This window comes from Plantibacter auratus (assembly GCF_050587365.1).
GTDB lineage: Bacteria > Actinomycetota > Actinomycetes > Actinomycetales > Microbacteriaceae > Plantibacter > Plantibacter auratus.
Map to the genome: position 1 here is coordinate 1,012,028 of NZ_JBOBFV010000001.1, position 24,356 is coordinate 1,036,383.

Annotated in this window: 19 protein-coding genes, 1 pseudogene and 1 riboswitch; of the genes and pseudogenes, 8 read left to right on the forward strand and 12 right to left on the reverse strand. The window is 70.1% G+C overall.

The genetic code is table 11. The features are described 5' to 3' along the window. Positions 1-81: 81 nt before the first annotated feature. Genes ACQ3HE_RS04710 through ACQ3HE_RS04720 form a run of 3 tightly spaced genes read right to left on the reverse strand, consistent with a single transcriptional unit; the run spans position 82 to position 3,241 of the window. Complete coding sequence (locus ACQ3HE_RS04710) at positions 82-1,746, reverse strand: FAD-binding oxidoreductase (RefSeq protein WP_079705455.1); 1,665 nt, start codon at positions 1,744-1,746, stop codon at positions 82-84. After that, entirely contained in the window at positions 1,743-2,447 is a 705-nt protein-coding gene (locus tag ACQ3HE_RS04715; RefSeq protein WP_079705454.1) for a lysophospholipid acyltransferase family protein, read from the reverse strand. The genes ACQ3HE_RS04710 and ACQ3HE_RS04715 overlap by 4 nt, the downstream gene beginning before the upstream one ends. Beyond that, entirely contained in the window at positions 2,444-3,241 is a 798-nt protein-coding gene (locus ACQ3HE_RS04720) for an SDR family NAD(P)-dependent oxidoreductase (protein WP_159878143.1), read from the reverse strand. Before ACQ3HE_RS04720 ends, ACQ3HE_RS04715 begins: the two co-directional genes overlap by 4 nt. Before the next feature lie 79 nt (positions 3,242-3,320). On the opposite strand from ACQ3HE_RS04720, the gene ACQ3HE_RS04725 reads away from it, so the two are divergent. The 3 genes from ACQ3HE_RS04725 to ACQ3HE_RS04735 are packed head-to-tail and all read left to right on the forward strand — an operon-like array spanning position 3,321 to position 7,415. Then, positions 3,321-4,223 carry a hypothetical protein gene (locus ACQ3HE_RS04725; protein WP_430891507.1) on the forward strand — a complete coding sequence of 301 codons (903 nt, stop codon included), beginning with the start codon at positions 3,321-3,323 and terminating at the stop codon, positions 4,221-4,223. Then, positions 4,220-6,631, forward strand: coding sequence for an SDR family oxidoreductase (locus ACQ3HE_RS04730; RefSeq protein WP_430891509.1), 2,412 nt, complete (start codon positions 4,220-4,222; stop codon positions 6,629-6,631). Before ACQ3HE_RS04725 ends, ACQ3HE_RS04730 begins: the two co-directional genes overlap by 4 nt. Further along, on the forward strand, positions 6,621-7,415 hold the full coding sequence (locus ACQ3HE_RS04735) for a ferritin family protein (RefSeq protein WP_079705450.1): 795 nt from the start codon (positions 6,621-6,623) through the stop codon (positions 7,413-7,415). Before ACQ3HE_RS04730 ends, ACQ3HE_RS04735 begins: the two co-directional genes overlap by 11 nt. A gap of 72 nt (positions 7,416-7,487) precedes the next feature. Here ACQ3HE_RS04735 and ACQ3HE_RS04740 read toward each other — a convergent pair whose 3' ends face one another. From ACQ3HE_RS04740 to rsmI, 6 genes and pseudogenes are all read right to left on the reverse strand, one after another. After that, positions 7,488-8,426: a 4-(cytidine 5'-diphospho)-2-C-methyl-D-erythritol kinase gene (locus ACQ3HE_RS04740; protein WP_064296493.1), complete on the reverse strand. Its 939-nt coding sequence runs from the start codon at positions 8,424-8,426 to the stop codon at positions 7,488-7,490. A 40-nt stretch (positions 8,427-8,466) separates the two neighbouring features. After that, entirely contained in the window at positions 8,467-9,534 is a 1,068-nt protein-coding gene (gene mgrA / locus ACQ3HE_RS04745) for an L-glyceraldehyde 3-phosphate reductase (protein WP_430891511.1), read from the reverse strand. A gap of 9 nt (positions 9,535-9,543) precedes the next feature. After that, complete coding sequence (gene rsmA, locus ACQ3HE_RS04750) at positions 9,544-10,395, reverse strand: 16S rRNA (adenine(1518)-N(6)/adenine(1519)-N(6))-dimethyltransferase RsmA (protein ID WP_124768943.1); 852 nt, start codon at positions 10,393-10,395, stop codon at positions 9,544-9,546. Between the two features lie 51 nt (positions 10,396-10,446). Next, positions 10,447-11,376: pseudogene (locus ACQ3HE_RS04755) on the reverse strand (TatD family hydrolase); the annotation flags it as partial. Then, entirely contained in the window at positions 11,373-12,953 is a 1,581-nt protein-coding gene (metG, locus tag ACQ3HE_RS04760; RefSeq protein ID WP_430891513.1) for a methionine--tRNA ligase, read from the reverse strand. The gene metG and the pseudogene ACQ3HE_RS04755, both read right to left, overlap by 4 nt. 41 nt (positions 12,954-12,994) lie before the next feature. Next, positions 12,995-13,852, reverse strand: a complete 858-nt coding sequence (gene rsmI / locus ACQ3HE_RS04765) for a 16S rRNA (cytidine(1402)-2'-O)-methyltransferase (RefSeq protein ID WP_124768941.1) — start codon at positions 13,850-13,852, stop codon at positions 12,995-12,997. Between the two features lie 68 nt (positions 13,853-13,920). Here rsmI and ACQ3HE_RS04770 point away from each other — a divergent pair, with 68 nt between their 5' ends. Continuing rightward, positions 13,921-15,483, forward strand: coding sequence for a dolichyl-phosphate-mannose--protein mannosyltransferase (locus tag ACQ3HE_RS04770; protein WP_430891515.1), 1,563 nt, complete (start codon positions 13,921-13,923; stop codon positions 15,481-15,483). Between the two features lie 13 nt (positions 15,484-15,496). Beyond that, a complete protein-coding gene (locus tag ACQ3HE_RS04775) occupies positions 15,497-16,516 on the forward strand; it encodes a YeiH family protein (protein WP_430891517.1) in 1,020 nt (339 codons plus the stop codon). Between the two features lie 28 nt (positions 16,517-16,544). On the opposite strand, the gene ACQ3HE_RS04780 is transcribed toward ACQ3HE_RS04775, so the two are convergent. After that, positions 16,545-16,868, reverse strand: coding sequence for a DMT family transporter (locus tag ACQ3HE_RS04780; protein WP_079003866.1), 324 nt, complete (start codon positions 16,866-16,868; stop codon positions 16,545-16,547). Between the two features lie 14 nt (positions 16,869-16,882). Continuing rightward, positions 16,883-16,946, reverse strand: a riboswitch (guanidine-III (ykkC-III) riboswitch). A 108-nt stretch (positions 16,947-17,054) separates the two neighbouring features. Between ACQ3HE_RS04780 and ACQ3HE_RS04785 the strand changes: the two genes are divergently transcribed. From ACQ3HE_RS04785 to ACQ3HE_RS04795, 3 genes are all read left to right on the forward strand, one after another. After that, complete coding sequence (locus tag ACQ3HE_RS04785; RefSeq protein WP_079705440.1) at positions 17,055-18,344, forward strand: O-acetylhomoserine aminocarboxypropyltransferase/cysteine synthase family protein; 1,290 nt, start codon at positions 17,055-17,057, stop codon at positions 18,342-18,344. Between the two features lie 151 nt (positions 18,345-18,495). Then, entirely contained in the window at positions 18,496-18,987 is a 492-nt protein-coding gene (locus ACQ3HE_RS04790) for a CoA-binding protein (RefSeq protein ID WP_370282230.1), read from the forward strand. Between the two features lie 129 nt (positions 18,988-19,116). Then, positions 19,117-22,392: an ATP-binding protein gene (locus ACQ3HE_RS04795; protein WP_430891519.1), complete on the forward strand. Its 3,276-nt coding sequence runs from the start codon at positions 19,117-19,119 to the stop codon at positions 22,390-22,392. A gap of 24 nt (positions 22,393-22,416) precedes the next feature. Here ACQ3HE_RS04795 and ACQ3HE_RS04800 read toward each other — a convergent pair whose 3' ends face one another. Next, positions 22,417-23,232, reverse strand: coding sequence for an ABC transporter permease (locus ACQ3HE_RS04800; RefSeq protein ID WP_430891520.1), 816 nt, complete (start codon positions 23,230-23,232; stop codon positions 22,417-22,419). Beyond that, positions 23,229-24,242 carry an ATP-binding cassette domain-containing protein gene (locus ACQ3HE_RS04805; RefSeq protein WP_430891522.1) on the reverse strand — a complete coding sequence of 338 codons (1,014 nt, stop codon included), beginning with the start codon at positions 24,240-24,242 and terminating at the stop codon, positions 23,229-23,231. The genes ACQ3HE_RS04800 and ACQ3HE_RS04805 overlap by 4 nt, the downstream gene beginning before the upstream one ends. Positions 24,243-24,356 lie beyond the last annotated feature (114 nt).

The following is a 24,356-nucleotide window of genomic DNA, read 5'->3' on the forward strand; positions in this document are numbered from 1 at the left end:
GGCTCAGGGACCGGAGGAACGGCTCAGGGACCGGAGGAACGGCTCAGGGACCGGAAACGACTCGGGGACCGGAGGAACGGCTCAGTCCGCGAGGATCTTGCCGGGGTTGAAGTTCGAGCCGGGGTCAGCACTGTCGAAGAGGCCGCGCATGATCGCGACGCCCTCGGTCGAGATGTCCTGCTCCATCCACGGCGAGTGCTCGACACCGACCGCGTGGTGGTGCGAGAGCGTGCCACCGTGGTCGACGAAGGCCTGCTGGATCGCCGACTTGACCTGCTCGTACTCGCCGATCGGGTCGTCGCCGGTGATGAACGCGAAGGTGAAGTACAGGCACGCACCGGAGTGGTACGAGTGCGAGAGGTGGCACATGATCCACCCGTGCACCCCGAGCTTGTCGTACGCGGCGTTGGCGGCGTCGTTCGCGGCGTCGTAGACCTCCTGCAGGCGCGACCAGGGCGCTGCGGTCTCCGAGACGTCCGCCGCGGCTCCGCGGTCGAGGAGGAAGTCGCGCAGGTACGGGGTGTCGAACTTCTTCTGGTCGTAGAGGGCGCCGGGGCCCTTGCCGACGCCGATGCCGCCGTGCTTCCGGACGATCGAGCCGACGAGGCCCTTCTCGTACCGCACGTGGGACGCGCTGCCCTCGTAGCCGATGAAGGAGAGGCACAGCTGCTCGAGGTCCCAGCCCCTGGCCGTGAGCACCTTCATGAGGCCCTTGGTGACCTGCGCCGAGACGCCGGTGCTGGCCTTCCGGGTCGCGAGCGAGAAGCCACTCTCCCGGGCGTTCGACACCCGGGTGACCGAGGGGCTGGCGTCGCTCTCCGCGATCTCGTGCATCGCCGCGAGCCCTGCCTCCCAGGTGGGGAAGAAGTAGCCGAGGACCTCGCGGACGGCCGGCGTCCGGTGGACCTGCACGGTGACCTCGGTGATGATGCCGAGTCGACCCTCGCTGCCGATGATCATCTCGCGGACGCTCGGTCCGGTCGACGCGCTCGGGACGGGGCGGATCGCCACGATGCCGTTCGGGCGGACCATCCGCAGGCCCTTGGTGATGTCGGCGATGTCGCCGTACTTGTCGGACTGCATGCCCGAGGAGCGGGTCGCGACCCAGCCGCCGAGCGTGGAGTGCGTGAAGCTGTCGGGGAAGTGGCCCATCGTCCAGCCCTTGGCGCCCAGCTGCTCCTCGATCGAAGGGCCCTGCGCGCCGGCCTGGATGGTGGCGAGACCGGAGCCCTCGTCGATCGACAGGACGCGGTCGAGCCGGCCGAGGTCGAGCGAGATGATGACCCGCTCCTCCGTCGGCTGCGGGTCGAGCGAGCCGGCGATGTTGGTGCCACCGCCGAACGGGATGATCACGGCGTCTGCGGCGACGGCTGCAGCGACGACCGACGCGACCTCGGCCTCGTCAGCCGGGTACACCACGAGGTCGGGCGTGCGGGGCAGGTCGTTCGCGCGGATCCGGAGCAGGTCGCGGATGCTCTTGCCGTAGGTGTGGACGACGCGTTCCTGGTCGTCCGTGGTCACGTGCCCCTGACCGACGAGCGTCGAGAGCTCGGCGATGAACTCGTCGGACGCGCGCGATGCTGGGACGGTGAGCTCGTCGAAGCTGAGGTGTGCCTGCGCCGGCTTCCGGAGGTCGAGACCGACGGCCTGCTTCACGAACGGCGCGAAGTCCGGCTTGTTGCTGTGCTCGAAAGCGACCCCTTCGACTCCCCAGCCCCACCACTTCATGTGCTCCACAGACGTCATCCGGCTTCCTTTCGTGGTGTGTCGATCGAAACGTGTGCTCCCGGCTCGACCGAAGCGCGCAGCGCGACGATCTCGGCGACGACGCGGTCCATGAGCTGGACGGGCGTCTCGTTCGGCTGCGGGTGGATCGGTTGCCCGAAGACGACGCGCACCGGCGGTCGTCCGGGGACGGGCCAGTTGCGACCCTTCGGCATGGCGGAGTGGGTGCCGAGGACGGCCACCGGGAGGCAGGGGATGCCCTGGCGCGTGGCGAGTGCCGCGGCACCGGGCTTGAACCGGCCGAGCTCACCCGTCCGCGATCGGCCGCCCTCGGGGAAGATGAGGATCGGGACGCCGCTCTCGAGCAGCTCCCGTGACACGCCTGCACGCTTGCGGTCACCCGAGCGGTCGACCGGGAACGCGTTGAAGAAGAGGGCGGCGAAGATGCGGCGGGCGGGGACGTCGAAGAAGTAGTCGGCGGCGACACCGGCGGCGAGATAGCGCGACAGTCGACGCGGCATCGCCCCGACGACAAGCGGTGCATCGAGGTGCGACTGGTGGTTGGCGACGACGATGTACGGACCGGTCACGCCCGACAGGCGCTCGCGACCCGTCACCGTCACGCGGGTCAGCGACCAGACGAGCGGCTTCAACAGCAGACGCTGGGCGACGAACCGCGCGTTGGCGTGGAGGGAGGAGGTGAACCGCGGCTCTGCGGTCATCGGTGGGCTCCTGACTGGGCGGCGTTGGCGGCTCGACGGCTCGAGGACATCCGGCCGGAGATCCACCGGATGGACGCACGGGGCGCGAACTTGACGAGGGCCATGAGGGCCTTGAAGCGGAAGCTCGGGATGGAGACGACGACCCCTCTCCCGGCGTCGCGGAGGGCGTCGGCGACCAGCCGGTCCACATCGATCCACAGACCCGACGGGATGGAGCGGGTGCTGATGCCGGCGCGATCGTGGAACTCGGTGCGGACCCATCCGGGGCAGAGCGCCGTGACGCGGACACCCGAGCCGGCGAGCTCGACCGCGAGCGCCTCGGTGTAGGTGGTGACGAACGCCTTCACCGCCGAGTAGCCGCCGGTGGTGATGTACCCCGCCGTGCTCGAGACGTTGATGATGGTGCCGCGTCCGCGTTCCCGCATGGCGCGGGCCGCGGCGCCCGAAAGCGTGGCGACGCTCCGGCACATGACCTCGATCGCGGTGTCGAGCTCGCTCGTGTCGGGATCGGTGAGGCGGGCGTGCACACCGAACCCGGCGTTGTTCACGACGACCTCGATCGGCGACGCCTGATCCTCGATCCGTGCGGCGAGTCTCGCGACGTCGGCGCGGTCCGAGAGGTCGGCACTGATCACCTCGACGGTGCGACCGGTCGCGCGCAGCCGCTCGGCCGATCGCTCGAGCCGCCCGACGTCACGGGCGACGAGCACCAGGTCGAAGCCCCGTCCGGCGAGCGCCGTGGCGAACGCGGCACCGATGCCGGACGTCCCACCGGTGACGAGAGCTGTAGCCATGGGGATCAGAATACGCTACGCGTTGCGTATCGTTGCAAGCTACAGTGATGAGGTCGGATCGTCACGGAACGGAGACGCCATGGTGAACCGGGATTCGCCGCGCGGAACAGCACCCGCGGCCCTCGAGGACGCGGAGCAGGAGAGCGCCATGCTGCGGCCTGCCCACGGGTTCAGCGTCCGCGACTACGCGAAGTCCGCCGTCGGCAGTCGTCGCAAGGAGATCGACGCCGCGGCCTTCTCCGAGACGCCGCTGAGTGCTGAGACGGTCGCTCTGCTCCGCGCCCTGTCGGACATCGAGCGCGCGACGATGCAGTACCTCCGCGGGGTGCTCGTCACCCCCACCCACAAGGACGCCAGGGTCACCGCGTTCCTGATCACCTGGGCGTACGAGAAGTACTGGATCACCGACACCCTCGACACCGTGCTCAAGGCGAACGGGACCCCGCGCGACAAGACGCGTTCGACGGGTCTCCGCCGCACCGTCCACGGTGTGCGCGATCGCTTCGCGCCCATCGGCCAGGCCCTCATCGCGAACGTGCTCGGCGAGGACATCATCGCCTGGCACATGACGATCGGGACGATCGACGACCTCATCACCCACGCGGCCTACCGTGCGGTGCGCGAGCGCGAGCCGCACCCCGTGCTCGACCGCCTCGTCGACGAGATCCTCGAGACGAAGGCCAGGCACCTCGAGTTCTTCACCGCTCAGGCGAGTGACCGCCTCGCCGCGTCGCCCCGTGCACAGGGCATCACCCGTCGCCGCATCCGGAACGCCGTGTGGCCCACCGGCTCCGATGCGAACGGCCCCCGACAGACGGCGCGGTTCGCCGCGCTCGTGTTCCGCAGCACCGCCACCTGGAGCGACCCCGCCGTCCTCGGCATCGACGCGTCGATCGACGCGCTGCCCGGTCAGTCGGGCCTCCATCTCGCCGCCAGACTTGCCCGCCGCGGACGCCGCGGCAGCCTCGAGGAGAACCGATGACCGACACCCCCACGCCAGACGCCGAACAGCCCGACGCCCAGGAGCCGGAGGCTCAGCAGCCCGCCACCGAGCAACCCACCATCGCCCCGGATGCCCTCGACGGCGCGCACGTGCTCGTCACCGGTGGCACCGGCTTCCTCGGGCAGGCGGTGCTCGAGCGCCTGCTCGCCGATCACCCGACCACGCGCGTCAGCCTGCTCATCCGGAAGAAGGGGTCGGTCCGCGGGAGCGACCGTCTCCAGACCCTGCTCCGCAAGCCGGTGTTCAAGGCCTGGCGCGAACGCGTCGGCGCTCAAGCCGCTGCGGCGATCGTGGCCGAACGCGTCAGCGTGATCGAGGGTGGCCTCGACGAGATGGCGCTGCCGGCCGACCTCGACGTCGTCATTCACAGCGCGTCGACCGTCTCCTTCGACCCGCCGATCGACGAGGCCTTCGCCACGAACGTCGGCGGCGCCACCACCCTGTACGCGGCGCTCGCGAAGAGCGGCGCGACCCCGCACGTCGTCCACGTCTCCACCGCCTACGTCGGCGGCACGCGGAAGGGCATCCAGCCGGAACGCAGCCTCGCGCACGACGTCGACTGGCGCGTCGAGGCCGAGGCAGCCCGCTCGGCACGCGTCCGCACCGAGGAGTCGTCCCGTCGTCCGGAGGTCCTGCGCAAGCTCATGCAGACCGCCCGTCGCGAGCACGGCAAGGCCGGCCCCCAGGCCGTCTCGAACGCCGCCGAGGCCGCACGCATCGCCTGGGTCGACGCCCGACTCGTCGCCCACGGCCGTGCACGCGCCGAGAGCCTCGGCTGGACCGACGTCTACACCTTCACGAAGGCGATGGCCGAGCGGGTCGCCGAACAGCGCTGGGCCGGCGAGGGAAACCGACTCTCCGTCGTGCGCCCGTCGATCATCGAGAGTGCACTCGCGCACCCGTTCCCCGGCTGGATCGACGGCTACAAGGTCGCCGACCCGCTGATCATCGCCTACGGGCGCGGACAGCTGCCCGACTTCCCGGGCCTCCCCGACAGCGTGCTCGACATCATCCCCGTCGACTTCGTCGTCAACGCGATCCTCGCAGCGGCCCAGACCCCGCCGGAGCCGGCTGCGGCGCGCTACTTCCACGTGAGCTCCGGAGCCAGCAACCCGCTGCCGTTCCACAAGATGTACGCGAACGTGCACAGCTACTTCACGGAGCACCCGATCCCGGCGGACGCCGGTGACATCAGTGTGCCGACCTGGAACTTCCCCGGCGGGCGCGCGATCGAGCGCTCCATCGACCGGCGGCAGAAGGCGACGACGGCGGCCGGCCGGGTCGTCTCCCACCTGCCGGCCAACGCGACCACCCGCGGGTGGCAGGACCGGATCCGCAAGGCGTCGAGCGACCTCGGCTCGCTCCGCGACTTCACCGGGCTCTACCGCTCCTACGTGCAGAGCGAGATCGTCTTCGACGACCAGCGCACCCGTGCCCTGCACGCCTCGCTGACGCCCGAGCAGCAGGCGGACCGCGGGTTCGACGTCACCACGATCGACTGGGACGACTACTTCCAGCGCATCCACTTCCCCGCCGTCACGACCCTGACCCGCGCCTTCGCCAACCGCAAGGCGGGCGCCGCGAAGCAGCAGAAGATCCTGCCCGTGCGCGACGACGTCCTCGCGGTGTTCGACCTCGAGGGCACGGTGCTCGCCTGGAACCTCATCGAGCAGTACCTCTGGCTGCGGCTCGCCGCGACCTCGCGGTCGCGCTGGCCCATCGAGATCGCCGCGCTCGGCGCGTCCATGCCGGGGTACATCGGTGCTGAACTCCGCGACCGCGGTGAGTTCATCCGCACGTTCATGCGTCGCTACGAGGGCGTCGACGTGGCGCAGCTCGAGAAGATCGTCCGGGGCGGCTTCGGCAAGGCCGTCCGGTCCCGCCTCCTCCCCCAGGCGCTCGAGCAGATCGCCGCGCACCGGGCGGCCGGTCACCGGACGATCCTCGTCACCGGCACCATCGACCTCATGACGGCTCCGCTCGAGCCGTTCTTCGACGAGGTCGTGGCCGGGGCGATGCACGCCGAGAACGGACGCCTCACGGGTTACCTCGACAGCCCGCCGCTCGTCGACGAAGCGCGCGGCGCCTGGCTCACGCAGTACGCCGAGCAGCACGGCATGGACCTCGCGCACTCCTACGGCTACGGCGACTCCCATGCGGACGCCGCCTGGCTGCAGCTGGTCGGGAACCCGGTCGCCGTCAACCCCGACCACACCCTGTACAAGCTGGCGCAGGCCGGCCGGTGGACGGTGCGAGAATGGGCACGAACCACCGGAGGCGTCCGCTCCGAAGACGAACTGACCCGCGCACCGCGCCCCGCACAGCCGAGAGGAGAGCGGACGGCCGAGGACACGATCCCCGACCGCCCCACCGCACATGGCGTTTGACATCGACAAGTTCACCGAGACGAGTGTCTCGGTGAACTGGAGCGACCTCGACTTCGACGAGTTCAAGACGAACCCGCTCCCCGCTTCCACCCTGCGCAGCCTGCGCTACATGTGCGACATCGAGTACCACACGGTCTGCTACCTGCGCGACATGCTCATGACGCCGTCCCACGAGGACGACGAGGTCGGCGCGTTCATGACGATGTGGAACCGTGAGGAGTTCTGGCACGGGGAGGCGCTCGCCGCCGTCCTCGCCGCCCACGACATCACGGTCGACTTCGACGAGCTCAAGGCGACGCGCCTGAAGCTCGGCTGGAAGGACCGCCTCGACCCCATCAAGCAGTCGATCCTCGGCAACCTCGTTGGCACCGACTTCATCGCGGTGCACATGAGCTGGGGCGCGGCGAACGAGTGGTCCGCGACCGCCGCGTACACCCGCCTCGCGCAGTTGGAGCGGCACCCGGTGCTCTCAGTGCTCCTCAAGCGGATCGCGAAGCAGGAGACGCGTCACGTGGCGTTCTACGCGAGCCAGGCCAAGGCGCGCCTGGAGTCGTCGAAGAGCGCACGTCGACTCACCCGCTTCCTGCTCCGCAAGGTGTGGGGCCCCGTCGGCTCGGGCGTCATGCCCGACTCCGAGGTCACGCACGTGATGGGCCACCTCTTCGGCGACGAGGACGGCCTGGCCGAGGTGCGCCGCATCGACGGGCACATCGCCAAGCTCCCCGGCATGGAGGGGCTCACGATCATCGAGAACTCGCTCCGCGTGCGCGGCGTCGCGGCCTGAACCGCGCCACCTCGCACAGCAGCCCCGGTCGGATCTCCGACCGGGGCTGCTTCGTGTCGTGCGGGCCGCGTCTCAGCTCTGCGAGACGATACGGGCGCCGTGGACCGGTCCGTGGGCACGGATGACCTTCAGCCCGGACGAGGCGAGCGTCACCTGCAGTTCGACGGCGTCGTCGGTGTCGGCAGCCAGGAAGGCGATCGTCGGCCCGGAGCCGGAGACGAGGCTGCCGAGGGCGCCCTGGGAGTCGCCGAACTCGAGCACCTCGCCCAGCACCGGGCGCAGCTGCAGCGCAGCGGCCTGCAGGTCGTTGTAGAGGACCTCTCCGAGGAGGTGGGCGTCGCCCGCCCGCAACGCCTGGAGCACCGCGGCGTCGACCGTCGGCTGGCGACCGGACGGAGAGATGTCGAGGATGTGCCGCGCCCGGTGGGCGTCGAGCTCCTGGTAGACCTGCGGGGTCGACATGCCGAAGTCGGCGAGGGCGAGCACCCACTCGAACTGCCCCTTGGCCAACGCACTGCTCAGTTGGTCGCCGCGGCCGGTGCCGACAGCGGTGCCGCCGAGCAGGGCGAAGGGCACGTCGGCGCCGAGGCGTGCCGCCAGCGCCAGGAGGTCGTCGCGGCTGCGTTCGGTCCCCCACAGGGCGTCACAGGCGAGCAGCGTGGCCGCGGCGTCGGCTGAGCCGCCGCCCATCCCGCCGGCGACCGGGACGTGCTTCTCGATCTCGAGCCGGACACCGCCGCGGTACCCGGTCCGCCTCGCGAGGGCCTTCGCGGCGCGGATGGCGAGGTTGCTCGTGTCGGTCGGCACACCCGACACGTCCACCGAGCCGGAGAACGACACACTGAAGTCGTCGGCCGGATACGCGTGCACGTCCTCGTACAGCGAGATCGCCTGGTACGCGGTCGCGACGTCGTGGTAGCCGTCGTCCATCACTTCGCCGACTTTGAGGAAGACGTTGATCTTCCCCGGTGCTCGCACGTGGACGTGCTTGAGGATGGCCTCGGTGGTCATTGTTCCAAGTTAGTCGATCGAGCAGGCGCCTCAGACCGCGTCACTTGTCGGAGGAGTCCGCCCAGATGTTGACGTCGGCGCCCTCCGCGAGTCGGTCGATCTCCTCGAGCTCCTCGGTCGTGAACGCGGGGCCGTCGAGCGCCGCCAGGTTCTCGTCGAGCTGCTCGGGGCGGGAGGCGCCGATGAGGGCGGAGGTGATCGCGGGGTTGTTCAGGACCCAGGCGAGCGACATCTGCGCGAGGGTCTGCCCGCGCTCCACGGCGATGTCGTTGAGGGACCGGAGGCGGGTCGCCATCTCCTCGCTCACCTGGCGGTCGGGCAGGGAGGGACGGTTCGTCGCACGTTCGGCCGGGCCGTCGCCGAGGTACTTGTCGGTGAGCAGCCCCTGCGCGAGCGGCACGAACGCGATCGCGCCGAGGCCGGTCTCGGTCAGCACCTCGGTGAGGCCGTCCTCGACCCAGCGGTTGAGGATCGAGTACGACGGCTGGTGGATCACGAGCGGCGTGCCGAGCTCGCGAGCGACGGCGTGTGCGGCGGCCGTCCGCTCGGCCGAGTACGACGAGATGCCGACGTACAGGGCCTTGCCGGAGCGCACGATCGCGTCGAGCGCGGCCACGGTCTCCTCGATGGGCGTGACCTCGTCGACCCGGTGCGAGTAGAAGACGTCGACGTAGTCGAGACCCATCCGTTCGAGCGACTCGTCGAGGCTCGCGGTCAGGTACTTCTTCGAACCGAAGTTGCCGTACGGGCCTGGCCAGAAGTCGTAGCCGGCCTTCGAGGAGATGATGAGCTCGTTGCGGTACGGACCGAAGTCCTCGCGCATCATCCGACCGAAGTTCGTCTCGGCGGAACCGTAGGGCGGGCCGTAGTTGTTCGCGAGGTCGAAGTGGGTGATGCCGTGGTCGAACGCGTGGCGCAGGAGCGCGCGCTGCCCGTCGAACGGCCGGTTGTCGCCGAAGTTGTACCAGAGGCCGAGCGAGATCGGCGGGAGGAAGAGCCCCGAGGTGCCGACCTGGCGGTAGTCGTTCCGCGCGTAGCGGTCGTCCGCCGCGGCGTACGGGCGGTGGATGTCGGGGACGTTCAGCGGGAATCGAGCATCAGCGGTCATGCGCCAACGTTATCGTCCCGCACGCACGATCGACAGGAAGTCGTGGACCGTGAGCTCCTCGCCGCGGGCCGTCGGCTTCACTCCGGCGGCCTCCATCTGCTCCGTCGCGGCCTGGGAGCTGCCGAGGACGCTGCCGAGTGCCTGCCGGAGCATCTTGCGACGCTGCTGGAACGCCGCGTCGATGAGCGCGAAGGTCTTGATGCGCTCTTCCTCGGTGCCGATGACGTCGGCGCGTCGCTCGAATCCGACGAGCACGGAGTCGACGTTCGGAATGGGCCAGAACACCTGGCGGCTCACCTGGCCGGCGATGCGCCACGCGCCGTACCAGGCGGCCTTCGCGCTCGGTGCGCCGTAGACCTTGCTCCCCGGGCCGGCGGCGAGTCGGTAGCCGACCTCGGCCTGCACCATGACGACACCGGCCGTCAGCGAGGTGAAGTGCTCCAGGAAGTGCAGGAGGACGGGCACGGAGATGTTGTACGGCAGGTTGGCGACGAGTCGGTTGGGCTGCGCCGGGAGTTCCTCGATGCGCATCGCGTCCTCGTGGACGACCGACAACCGGTCGATCATGCCCGGTGCCATCTCCCCCACGGTGAGCGGCAGCTGCTTGGCGAGCCGGCCGTCGATCTCGACGGCGACGACGCTCGCGTCGGCCTCGAGCAGGCCGAGCGTCAACGAGCCGAGGCCGGGGCCGATCTCGACCACGACGTCGCCCGGAGCGACGTGCGCGACAGACACGATCTTGCGGACGGTGTTCGCGTCGATGACGAAGTTCTGACCGAGCTTCTTCGTCGGCGTCACGTCCAGCAGGGTGGCGAGATCTCGGATCTCGGCGGGGCCGAGCAGGGCGACGGAGGCGGTCATCCCTCCAGTATCCCTGATCGGGGAGCCGGTCCTCGTCGGGCGACAGGCGCGAGGCTCGGTGACGGGCTCAGTCGCTCCGCCGGCCCAGGAGCCGTAGACGCGCTCGGTGTTCGTCGCGAGCTGCGTCGCGAACGCGGCGACGTCCTCACCCAGGTGCTCGGCCATGCCGCGCACCGTGTACGGGAGGAGGTACGGCGCGTTCGGCCGACCGCGGAACGGTGCGGGCGTGAGGTAGGGCGCGTCGGTCTCGACCATGATCAACTCGCGGGGCATGATCGCGAGCGCCTCACGCAGCGGTGCGGCGTTCTTGAACGTGACCGTCCCGGCGAAGGAGGCGTACCAGCCGTGCTCGGCGCACAGCTCGGCGAGCTCCGGGCCGCCCGAGAAACAGTGGAAGACGGTGCGTTCCGGAGCGCCCACTCGGAGGAGCGTCTCGACGACCTCGTCGTGGGCGTCGCGATCGTGGATCTGCAGTGCGACACCGTGGCGCTTCGCGATGGCGATGTGCGCTTCGAACGATGCGAACTGCGCCGCGCGGCCGTCCTCCTCGGTGCGGAAGAAGTCGAGGCCGGTCTCACCGACGGCGCGGACGCGAGGCTCCGCCGCCAGACGGTCGATCTCGGCCAGCGCCTCGTCCAGGGTGCCCGCGCGGTCGAGGTCCGGTGCGTCGTTGGGGTGGATCGCGACCGCCGCGAGCACGCGGGGGTCGCGAGCGGCGATCGCCGCCGACCAGCGCGAGGTCTCGACGTCGGTGCCGACCTGCACGATGCCGCGGACCCCGACGGAGGCCGCACGGTCCAAGTGCTCGGACGGGGTCAGCGGGGCGTCGCCGTCGGCGTGTTCGAGGTGCGTGTGGTTGTCGTAGACCGCGACCGGCAGCGCCTCAGGTGCCTCGGGGTAGCTCAGTTGCTTCCGCTCCCCCGCTTCGCGCTGCCGCAGGTGCGGTGTGGCGGCCGGATCCGGCGCGACGCCCCCGCTCATTCGGCGACGGCCTCGATCCGCGGGAACAGGGGCTCGAGCCCTGCAACCGAGGTGCCGGCGGGCAGCTGCCCCCAGGTGCCGACGTCGCCGATGCGCTGTGCGCCGAGCTCGCCGAGGGCGGCTTCAGCGCCGAGGGCGGACCACAGCTTGGTGGTCGCCTTCGGGACGAAGGGGTGGAGCAGGACCGACAGGGCGCGCAGGCCCTCGACCGCCGTGGCGAGCACAGTGCCGAGCCGCTCCCGCTTGGCCTCGTCCTTCGCGAGTGCCCACGGCTCCTGCTCGGTGATGTAGCCGTTCAGCTCGTCGACGATCCGCCAGATGGCCGCGAGCGCGTCCTGGATGGCGAGGCGCTCGATCGCGGCGTCGGCGTCCGCAGCAGCCCGGGCGACCGTCTCCTGGATGGCCACGTCGGCCGGTCCGGCGGGGCCGCTCGCCGGCACGACGCCGTCGAAGTACCGCGTCACCATGGCGAGCACGCGCGACGCGAGGTTGCCGAAGCCGTTCGCGAGCTCCGCCTGGTACCGCGCGGAGAGGTCCTCCCAGCTGAACGAACCGTCCTGCCCGAACGCGATGGCGCGCATGAAGTAGTAGCGGAACGCGTCGGATCCGAAGGTGTCGGTGATCTCACTCGGTGCGATACCGGTGAGCTTCGACTTCGACATCTTCTCGCCGCCGACCAGCAGCCAGCCGTGACCGAAGACCCGCTTCGGGACCTCGAGCCCGGCGGCCATGAGCATGGCCGGCCAGATGACCGCGTGGAACCGCAGGATGTCCTTGCCGACGATCTGCGTGGCGGGCCAGCGCTCGGCGAACGCCTCCTCGTCGGAGCCGTACCCGGCGGCGGTGATGTAGTTGAGCAGGGCGTCGAACCACACGTAGACGACGTGGCTCTCGTCCCATGGGACCTTGATGCCCCAGTCGAAGGTCGAGCGGGAGATGGACAGGTCTTTGAGCCCCTGGCGCACGAACTGGATGACCTCGTTGCGCGCCGACTCCGGCTGCACGAACTCCGGTCGCTCCTCGTAGAGGGCCAGCAGGCGCTCGGCGAAGTCGCTCATGCGGAAGAAGTAGTTGCTCTCCTGGAGCAGTTCGACCGGCTTCGAGTGGATCGCGCACACGAGCTGCCCGACGTACTCGCCGGTGCCCTGCACGAGGTCGCTCTCCTGCTTGTACTCCTCACAGCCGACGCAGTAGTACCCCTCGAACTCACCGGTGTAGATGAAGCCGGCGTCGTACAGGCGCTGGAGGAAGAGCTGGACGTTCTGTTCGTGCCGCACGTCCGTCGTGCGGATGAAGTCGTCGTTCGAGATGTCGATCGTGTCGAGCAGCGGGTACCAGGACTCGCTCACGAGCTTGTCGGCCCACTCCTTCGGCGTCACGCCGTTCGCGGTCGCCGTGCGCAGGATCTTCTGGCCGTGCTCGTCGGTCCCGGTCAGGAACCAGGTGCGGTCGCCGGCCTGACGGTGCCAGCGCGCGAGGACGTCCGCGGCCACCTCCGTGTAGGCGTGCCCGATGTGCGGGGCATCGTTGACGTAGAAGATGGGCGTGGTGATGTAGAACGAGGTGCCGTCGGCCATGGGGTCAATCCTAGGACGAGCGGGCGTGGCCACCGTGCCTGTTACGGCGCGGGACGCACCTGCGCGTCCGGCGACGCTTTCGGAGGCCGGGCTGCGAGGGCCGCCTGGTACAGGTCGCGCTTCGAGAGGCCGGTGGCCTCGGCGACCTCGTTGGAGGCGTCCTTCAGGCGTGTGCCCGAGGCCACGAGCGCGAGTACCTGCTCGAGCGCGGTGGCCGGATCGGCCTCGACGGCCTCAGCACCGGCGATGACGATGCAGATCTCGCCCTTCACACCCCCGGACGCCCATTCGGCCAGTTCAGCGGCCGTCCCCCGCTTGACCTCCTCGAACAGCTTGGTGAGTTCCCGGCACACGGCCACGCGACGATCGGCTCCGAGCACGGAGGCGATGTCCTCGAGGGAGGAGGCGAGTCGGTTGGGCGATTCGAAGAACACCATCGTGCGCGGCTCGGTCGCGAGCGCTCGCAGGCTGCTGCGTCGGTCGCCCGGCTTCCGCGGGAGGAACCCCTCGAAGGTGAAGCGGTCGGTCGCGAGGCCGGACACGGCGAGCGCCGTCACGACCGCCGACGGTCCGGGGATCGCGGTGACCTGGACGTCTGCGGCCGCCGCCGCGTCGACGAGGTGGAAGCCGGGGTCGGACACGGTCGGCATGCCGGCGTCGCTGAGCACGAGGACGTCGGTCTCGCGGGCCAGTTCGACGATCTCGGCCGCGCGTTCGCGCTCGTTGTGGTCGTGCATGGCGATGAGCCGCGGCCGCGATTCCACACCGAGGGCGCGCAGCAGGTGGATGGCCGTCCGGGTGTCCTCGGCGACGATGACCTCCGCCGCGGCCAGCGCCTCCCGGAGTCGTGGCGACGCATCGCCGAGGTTGCCGATGGGGGTCGCTCCGAGGATGATCACCGGACCAGTCTCCCATCCGGTCGGGGTGGTTAGATGAGACGGTGTCGGTCGATCTTCTGGAAGCCCCTGTGACGGGATCCCGCCTCGACCGCTGGTGGGAGCGGATGCTCCGCACCGAGCGCCGCCGGAAGCTCTGGATCTGGGGCGGCCCGGCCGCCGTGACGCTCCTCGCGTTCGTGCTGCGGTTCTGGAACCTCGGTCACCCGCACTCGCTCGTCTTCGACGAGACCTTCTACGTGAAGGACTCGTGGTCGCTGTGGCTGAACGGCTACGAGAGCACCTGGCCAGACGGGGCCGACGAGGGCTTCGCGAACGGCGACGCGGGCAGCCCGAGCACGAATCCCTCCTACGTCGTGCACCCACCACTCGGCAAGTGGCTGATCGCGCTCGGCATCGCCGTGTTCGGCATCGACGACAGCACCGGGTGGCGCATCTCCACCGTGATCGCCGGAACGCTCGCGGTCCTGCTCGTCACGCTCATCGCCAAGCGGTTGTTCACCTCGTCGATCCTCGCCGTCCTGGCCGGGTTCCTGTTCGCGGTCGACGGGCACGCGATCGTCATGGCCCGGGTCTCGCTGCTCGACAACTTCGTGATGTTCTTCGTGCTCGCGGGATTCGGCGCGATCCTGTTGGACCGGTCGTGGCACGCGTCACGCCTGGCGGCGAAGGTCGCGTCCGCCCGGGCGAGGGGCGCCGATCCGGCCTGGGGTCCCGTCCTCTGGTGGCGGCCATGGCTGCTCGCCGCAGGGGTCGCGTTCGGCGCGGCCACCGCGGTCAAGTGGAACGGACTGTACTTCCTCGCCGCGTTCGGCGTGTACGTGATCGTCACGGATCTCCTGCTCCGACGCCGACTGGGCCTCAGCCTGTGGGCGAGCGCGGCGGTCCTCAAGCAGGGCCCCGTGTCCTTCGTGACCCTCGTCCCGGTGGCCGCCGTCGTGTACCTCGCCAGCTGGACCGGGTGGATCAGGACGTCCGGCGGTTACGACCGCCAGTGGGCGGACGCGGTGGGGAACGCCTGGACCGGGACCTTCGCGTGGGTCCCCCACTGGTTCCAGAGCCTCCTGCACTACCACCAGAGCGCCTACAGCTTCCACGTCGGCCTCAGCACCCCGCACCCCTACGCCGCGAACCCGCTCGGCTGGCTGCTCATGATCCGGCCGACGAGCATGTACTACCAGTCCCCCGCCACCGGGACCGACGGCTGCGCGTGGGACGCCTGCTCCTCCGCGATCACCTCGATCGGCAACCCGCTCATCTGGTGGGGCGCCGCCGTCGCGCTCGGGTACTGCGTCTACCGGCTCGTCCGGTACCGCGAGTGGCAGGTCGGGCTCATCGTCCTCGGGGTCGCAGCGGGGTACCTGCCCTGGCTGCTCTACCTGAACCGGACGGTGTTCCAGTTCTACACGATCGTCTTCGAGCCGTACCTCATCCTGGCGCTCGTCTTCGCGATCGGGAGGATCCTCGGGTCCCGCGACGACCCGGAGGAACGACGGTTCGCCGGCGTCGGCGTCATCGGGGTGTTCGTGACCATCACGACGCTGTTGAGCATCTTCTGGTATCCGCTCTGGACCGCGATCACCGTGCCCTACTGGTTCTGGCACCTGCACGCCTGGTTGCCGTCATGGGTGTGACGGGAGGCCGACGATGAAGGCGCTCCCAGGGGTGCTCGTCGCCGGTGCAGCGGCGCTCGCCGCCCTGGGCCTCCACACCCTCCTGCCGGTCGTCCCGCTGCTGACCGCGAGCGTCCTGCTCGGCATGGTGGTGGGCCAGCTCCCCGCGTTCCAGCGGCTCGCGGCGGGCGTCCTGAAGCCGGGACTCGGCATGAGCGCGAAACGGTTCATGCGGATCGGTGTCGTCCTGCTGGGGCTGAAGCTGAGCCTCGTCGACATCGCCGGCCTGGGGTGGGTCACGCTCGCCACCACGGTCGCGATCGTCGTCGTCACCTTCTTCGTCACCCTCTGGCTCGGCCGGAGACTCGGGCTCGCGGGCCCCGAACCGCTCCTCATCGCCACGGGCTTCTCCATCTGCGGCGCCTCCGCCATCGGCGCGATGAGCGGCGTCGTGAAGGCGAAGGACGAGGAGCAGGCGACGCCCGTCGCGCTCGTCACCCTCTGCGGGACCCTCGCGATCTTCGTCCTCCCGGCACTCCGCGGCCCACTCGGGCTCAGTGACGAGCAGTTCGGCCACTGGGTGGGGGCGAGCGTGCACGACGTGGGTCAGGTCGTCGCGACCGCCCAGATCGCCGGCACGAGCGCACTCGCGATCGCCGTCGTCGTCAAGCTGACCCGCGTCGTGCTCCTCGCCCCCATGGTCGCCGCCGCCGCGACGATCGAGCGCCGCCGACTCCTGGCGGTGTCGGCCGGCGCCGGTGCTCAGGTCGAAGCCGACGGGACCGCGACCGCAGCCCGACCGCCGATCGTCCCGCTGTTCGTCGCGGGCTTCATCGCCGCGGTCCTCGTCCGCACCCTGCTCCCGGTGCCCGAGCTCGTCCTCAACGTCGCCGACGGCGTGCAGACCGCACTGCTGGCGATGGCGCTCTTCGCACTCGGCGCCGCGATCCGCGTCCGCACGCTCGTCACCACCGGGTGGCGCGCGCTCGTCGTCGGGCTCGTCTCCTGGCTCCTCATCGCGGTGCTCGCGCTCGGAGCGGTGCACCTGGCCTGAGGAAGGGGTGCGTGCCCGACCAGCGCGGCTAGTGCTCGCCGCCCACGATCTTCAGGCCGATGACGCAGCCGATGAGCCCGAGGATGAGCAGCACCTTGACGACCGACAGCTGCTCGCCGCCGAAGGTCATGGCGTATCCGACGGTGAGCGCTGCGCCGATCCCGACCCAGACCGCGTAGGCGGTGCCCACCGGGATGTCGCGCATGGCCCAGGCGAGGCCTGCCATGCTGAGCACGAGCGCCCCCGCGAACGTCACGGTCGGCCAGAGCTTCGTGAAGCCCTCGGACTTGCCGAGCGCGGTGGCCCAGACGGCTTCCAGGACCCCGGACGCAATGAGTACGATCCAAGACATGACGATCACTCCCCAGTGGTCAGTCTTGTCGCGTTCCGGGTACTGCGCCCTCGTCCGGCAGCCCGATGAGGGCTGTGTCCCACACGATACGCCGACGCCCTGGGCAGGCCCTGTGCAGTGCGGTCGAATGCGACGCAATGTTGCAGCACGGTGAAGCGCTCGACGGTGCTCCGGTAGCGTGAACGCATGGCAGATCGTGAGTATGGCTTCCGCACGCGTGCGATCCACGCGGGCAACATCCCCGACCAGGTGACCGGCGCACGGGCGCTGCCCATCTACCAGTCGAGCGCCTTCGTCTTCGACGACACCGCCGACGCCGCCGCTCGCTTCGCCCTGCAGAAGTACGGGAACATCTACTCCCGCCTCGCCAACCCGACGGTCGCGAGCTTCGAGGAGCGCATCGCCAGCCTCGAGGGCGGCCTCGGTGCCGTCGCGACCGCTTCCGGCCTCGCCGCGCAGTACATCACCTTCGCCTCGCTGGCCGGACAGGGCGACCACATCGTCGCCTCGGCCAACCTCTACGGCGGCTCGATCACGCAGCTCGACGTCACCCTCCGCCGGTTCGGCATCGAGACCACCTTCGTGCAGTCCTCCGACGCCGCCGACTACGCCGCCGCCATCCAGGAGAACACGAAGCTCGTCTTCGCAGAGACGGTCGCGAACCCCTCGGGCGAGATCGCCGACATCGAGGGCCTCGCCGACGTCGCGCACGCGCACGGCATTCCGCTCATCATCGACTCGACCATCGCGACGCCCTACCTCAACCGCCCGATCGAGTGGGGTGCCGACATCGTCACGCACTCGGCCACCAAGTTCCTCGGCGGCCACGGAACGACCCTCGGCGGTGTCGTCGTCGAGAGCGGGCGCTTCGACTGGAACACCGACAAGTTCCCCCTGTTCGGCCAGCCCGTCCCGAGCTACGGCGGCCTGCAGTGGTCGGGCAACTTCGGCGAGTACGCCTTCCTCACCCGGCTGCGCGCCGAGCAGCTCCGCGACATCGGTCCGGCGCTCGCACCGCACTCGGCCTTCCTCCTCGCCCAGGGTGTCGAGACGCTGCCGTTCCGGATCCAGGCCCACGTCGACAACGCGCGGATCGTCGCCGAGTGGCTCGACGCCGACCCGCGCATCGCCGCCGTCAACTGGGCCGGACTCCCGGCTCACCCGCACCACGAACGCGCGAACAAGTACCTGCCGAAGGGGCCAGGCTCGGTCTTCAGCTTCGAGGTGAAGGGTGGCCGTCAGGTCGGCCAGAAGCTCATCGAGTCCGTCGACCTCGCGAGCCACCTGGCGAACATCGGCGACGCGAAGACGCTCATCATCCATCCCGCATCGACGACGCACGCGCAGCTGTCCGACCAGCAACTCGTCGACGCCGGTGTGCTGCCGGGCATCGTCCGGCTGAGCGTCGGTATCGAGGACCCTGACGACATCATCTACGACCTCGACCAGGCGCTCGCCGCAGCGGTGAAGGAGTAGTGGCATGAGCACTTCGACAAGCTCAGTGACCGGTGTGGACGCGACAGTGACCGGTGTGGACGCGACCGTGACCGACCAGGACGCGACCGAGACGGTCCGGCTCACCAACGGCCTCACCTGCTCGCTGCCTGCCGATTCGCCGCTCGCGAAGCTGCTGCGTTCGCAGCGCACCTGGGCGGGCCCCGACGCGAAGGCCCGCCTGAAGCTCCTCCGCGAGGCGAAGTCCGTCGCGATCGTCGGCGCCTCCCCGAACCCGGCGCGTTCCTCCTACTTCGTGGGCACCTACCTGCAGCAGTCGAGCGACTTCACGATCTACTTCGTGAACCCGAACGCCACGGAGATCCTCGGTCAGCCCGCCTACCCCGACCTCGCCTCCCTGCCGGAGGTACCAGACATCGTCGACGTCTTCCGCAAGGCGAGCGACATCCCCCAGGTCATCGACGAGGTCGTCGCCATCGGAGCACCGACCGTCTGGGTGCAGCTCGGCATCTGGAACCAGGAGGCCGCCGAGTACGGCGAGTCGAAGGGTCTGAACGTCGTGATGGACCGCTGCATCAAGGTGGAGCACGCCCGGTTCCACGGTGGACTCCATCTGCTCGGCTTCGACACCGGCCAGATCACCGCCCGCAAGACCCTGCGCTGACGCCTCGGTTCCCTGAACTCGTCGGCAGGTCGCACTTCGACAGGCTCAGTGACCGGGGACGGCTCAGTGACCGGGGACGGCTCAGTGACCGGGCCGGTCCAAGTAACGAGCCGTGGATACACTCGTGACGTGCCTGCGTCGAACCTCCGAGTGACCGTCCTGGGGCCGGTGCTCGTCGAGGGACGCACCGGTCGGCTCGTCGAACCCGGCGGCCGGCTCGCCAAAGCACTGGTGACGATCCTGGTGCTCGCGGACGGGCACGCCGTGTCGACGGCCGCCCTCATCGACGAGCTGTGGGACGACGCACCGCCCGCGGGTGCCAAAGCCGCGCTGCAGACCCTGGTCTCACGGGTGCGCGCCGTGTCGGCGCCGGACCTCATCGACTCCTCTGCCGCCGGGTATCGACTGTCGATCGATCAGTCCCTGGTCGACCTCCACGTCGCCGCGCAGGCGGCCGATGCGGCGTCGACGGCCATCCGCGCCGCCGACCCGCACACCGCGGGCACGCTCGCCCGGGACGCGCTCCTCCTCTGGACCGGTGATCCAGGCGCTGAACTTGACGGCCCGCTCGGCGACGAGCTGGCGCACCGCGCGGCGCGGCTCCGCGACGACCTGCGCCGGGTGCGTGCTCAGAGCCGCCTCGAGCTCGGCGACGGCGCGGCCGTCATCACCGATCTCGAGGCGCTCGTCGCCGCCGATCCGCTCGATGACGCCACCCAGCTGATGCTCTTCAACGCCTACGCGCAGAGCGGACGTCGCTCCGACGCGATGCAGCTCTTCGCCGACCACCGTCACCGGCTCCGGGACGAGCTCGGTGCCGACCCGACGTCGGCGCTGGTCGCGGCACACGCGGCGCTCCTGCAGGACGCCGTCGAGCCGTCTGCGCCGGCGTCCACACCCCTGGCTGCCCGCGTCTCCAGCATGGTGCTCGGACTCCGGACGGCGCCGAACGAGCTCCTCGGTCGCGACACCGACCTCGACGCGATCGGCACGCTCGTGTCCGAGGTCCGCCTGACCACGATCCTCGGCCCCGGTGGCCTCGGGAAGACCCGACTCGCCCAGGAGGTCGCCCGGCGTGCCACCACGACCACGCCCGGCGTCGTCGTGGTGGAACTGGCGAGCGTGCGGGACCCGGAGGATCTGCCACTCGCGGTCGCGACCGCACTCGGCATCCGCGAGGCCCCGACCCCGCGTCGGCTGAGTGAAGCGATCATGGTGCAACCGGTCGAGCTGCACGAGCGCATCATCGACCGACTCTCGGAGCGGCCGACGCTGCTCGTGATGGACAACTGCGAGCACCTCGTGGATGCGGCGGCACGCTGGATCGCCGATGCGCTGGCCTGGGCCGGCGACCTCCGCGTCCTCGCGACGAGTCGGAGCCCGTTGTCGATCGCCGCCGAGCACGTCTACCAACTCGACCCGCTGGTCGCTGCCGTGGACGGCACCGACCTCGAACACGCGGGCCCGGCGGTGCGGCTGTTCGTCGAGCGTGCCCGCGCCGCCCGCCCGGGACTCCATGTGCCTCTCGACGTCGCGGCACGTCTCTGCGCGAGACTCGACGGCCTGCCGCTGGCGATCGAACTCGCGGCGGCGCGCACCAGATCCATGTCGGTCGAGGAGGTGGAGCGGCGACTCGGGAACCGCTTCACCCTGCTGACCGCCGGTGATCGCAGCGCTCCTGAGCGCCACCGCACCCTGCTCGCCGTCATCGACTGGAGTTGGAACCTCCTGGGCGAGCACGAACGTGTCGTCCTCCGTCGCATGTCCAGGTTCCCCGACGGCTTCGATCTGGAGGCGGTTGCAGCGCTCGCCCCCGAGGTCGAGGTCGTGGAGGCGCTCGACGCGCTTGTCGGCCAGTCGTTGCTCACCGTGCAGGACGACCCGGCAACCGGGACCGTCCGATTCCGGATGCTCGAGACGGTCCGTGAGTTCGGCGCGATCAAGTCCGCCGAGGCGCACGAGGACGACCTCGTACTCGACCGCACTCGGACCTGGGCGGTCGCACTCGCCGAGACGCTCCTCCCCGCCATGCAGGGACCGCGACAGGTGGCGGCGTTCGCGCGCCTCGCCCTCGAACAGGACACCCTGGTGGACGTGCTCCGCGGGGCCGTCGCCGACGATCGCGCCGATGTCGTCGCCCCGGTCTTCGCAGGACTCGCCCTCTTCTGGACGATCCGCAGCGCGCATCAGGAGGTCCTGGTCTTCGGAACGGCCGTCCTTGACGTGCTCCGCCACCAGGACCCGGAGTCGGTGTCGACCGACACCCCGGCCATCGCCGTCGCCATCATCACCGTGACCTTCCTCGCCACCGATCCCCGGACGTCCGCGCGGGCGATCGGCGTCCTCCGCCGACTCGAACGGGCGCGGACGACACAGGCCCCACGGATGCGCGCGATGGTCAGCCTGTTGCTGGTCGCGGGTCGCCCCGAACGCGCGGAGGCCCTCCTCCGCGAGTACTCCCGGTCGACCGACCCGCACGTCGCGAACCTCGGGAACCTCATGTCGGCCCAGGCGGCGGAGAACGACGGCGACCCCCGCGCCGCCGAGGCGGCCGCCGTGCGCGCGAACGACCTCTCGCTCGCGCTCGGGGACGTCTGGGGCGCCGCCATGAGCGCGCACATGCTCGCCCAGCTGCACAGCCAGAACGACGAGCCGGAGGAGGCGCTCGTCTGGGCGGCCCGCGCTGCCGAGGGGCTGACCGCGATCGGTGCCGAGGCGGACCTCCGTCAACTCGAGTGGCTGATCGCGATCGGCGACATCGCCCGCGGTGACCACGCCGCCGCCACCACCGTGCTCGACCGGTTCCTCTCGGACGACGTCTCGTTCTCCGCGTTCGCCCCGCTCCCCGAACGGCGGTCGATCGGCTGGGCCGGTCTCGCCGAGATCGCGCGGGCACAGGGCGACGCCACACGGGGAGCCGAGCTCTACGGGAAGGCGCTCGTGGCGTTCGCTCCGGGTGAGTCGCGCCGATCGCCGTGGTTCACCCTCGTCGGCTCCGCCGCGATCGCCGCCGCCGTGCTGGACGGTGTCCCGGACGCCACCGAGGTCCAGCGTCTCGCGCGGCGGGTCCGCACCCGCACCATCGCGCTGGGACGCCTCCTCCCGAACCGGTTCGACCGACCGGTGCTGGGTTCCACCGTCATCGCGCTCGGCGCCTGGTACGTCCGCTCGGAGGACGACGAGGTGCGGTTGATCGGCGCAGAGCTCGTCGCGCTCGCCAGTGCGCTGGCCTCCCGTCAGGACATCCCATCGCTCGTCCGCACACCACACGAGGCAGCAGCGGCGGCGCGGCTCACGGCGACCGAGCGCGACCGCCTCGCCGAGCGGACCCTCACCCTGCAGGCGCACGAGAGCGCCGCCAGGGCGTTCGAACTGCTCGGCAGTCCTGCCCTGGCGGCGCGCTGATCGGTCGCTGCGGTCGTCTCGTCGTCAGGCGCGGCGCATGTACGCCCGCACGGTGAGCGGTGCGAAGACCGCGACGATGACGGCGGCTCCGAGGAGCGCCAGCCAGGCGTCGCCGCCGAAGACACCCGTGTTCGCGAGGTCGCGGACCGCGGTCACGAGGTGCGAGACGGGGTTCACGTCCACGAAGCCCTGGAGGAAGCTCGGCATCGTCTCCGGGTTCACGAAGGCGTTCGACAGGAACGTCAGCGGGAACAGGACGAGGAACGAGATGCCCTGCACGCTGCTCGCGCTCCGGGCGATGACCCCGAAGAACGCGAAGATCCAGCTGATGGCCCAGGCGCAGACGATCACGAGGAGGCCGGCGATGGCCACGAAGCCGATGCCGCCCTCCGGTCGGTACCCCATGACGAAGCCCATCGCGAAGGTGAGCGTCGTGGCGATCGTGTACCGCACCGTGTCGGCGAGGAGGGCACCGGCCAACGGTGCGATGCGGGCGATGGGCATCGACTTGAAGCGGTCGAACACGCCCTTGTCCATGTCCTCGCGCAGCTGGATGCCGGTCACGACCGAGGTCGTGATGACGGTCTGGACCAGGATGCCCGGGATGATGATCGGCAGATAGCTCGCGACGTCGCCGGCGATCGCGCCGCCGAAGATGTACGTGAACATCAGGGTGAAGATGATCGGCTGGACCGTCACGTCGATCAGCTGCTCGGGCGTGCGCTTGATCTTGAGCAGTCCGCGGTACGCCATGGTGAAGGAGTTGCGGACCGTCTGCGAGAGGCTGACATGGTTCCGGAGGGACCGGTCTGCGGCCGGGGTGATGGTGATCGTGCTCATGCGTGGACCTGCTCTGCGGTGTCGAGGGAATCGGTGTCGGACGTGGCGTCGGCGTCGTCCGCCTCGACGCCGTGCCCGGTGAGGGTGAGGAAGACCTCGTCGAGCGTCGGCTTCTGGACGCTCATCTCCGCGAGCCGGATCCCGGCTTCCCGGAGCGTGATGAACAGGTCGGTCACGGCGTCGGGGTCGCGCATCGGGGCCGTGATGCGGGTGGCCTCCGGAGAGACGACGGTGTCGACGCTGAGGACGCTCGAGATGACCCGTCGCGCATCCTCCAGGTCGGCGGGGTCCGCGAGCCGCAGCTGCAGCGACGACTCGCCGACGGAGGCCTTCAGCTCGTCGGAGGTGCCCTCGGCGACCACGAGACCGCGGTCGATGACGGCGATCCGGTCGGCGAGCTGGTCCGCCTCGTCGAGGTACTGGGTGGTCAGGAGGACGGTCGAGCCCGTCGCGACCAGGCGGCGGATCGTGTCCCACATCTGCGCGCGGGTCCGCGGGTCGAGGCCCGTGGTCGGCTCGTCGAGGAAGATGAGGGGCGGCTGGGCGATGAGGCTCGCCGCGAGGTCGAGACGACGACGCATGCCGCCGGAGAACTTCTTCAGGGGTCGCGACGCCGCGTCACTCAGGCCGAACTCCTCAAGGAGTTCCGCACTCTTGCGCTTCGCCTCCGCGCGGCCGAGTCCGAGCAGTCGCGAGAAGATGACGAGGTTCTCGGTGGCCGAGAGGTTCTCGTCGACGGACGCGAACTGCGCGGTCACGCCGATGAGCTGGCGCACGACCTGCGACTCCCGCTGGATGTCGTGTCCGAAGACGGTGGCGGTGCCGGCGTCAGGACGCAGGAGCGTCGCCAGCATGCTGATGGTGGTGGTCTTGCCGGCGCCGTTCGGGCCGAGGACGCCATAGACGGTGCCGGTGCGGACCGAGAGGTCGACGCCGTCGACCGCCCGGTTGTCGCCGAAGGTCTTCACGAGGCCGTGGGCTTCGATCGCCCAGTCGGAGCTGATGCTCATGCGGATGCCTTTCGAAATCAGGTGTGGGCCGCCGGTGGGCGACCTGGACAACAGTGTGGGCGGGGGCACTCACGGATCGCTCACCTGCCGCTGACACCCGCTGACGGCCGCTGA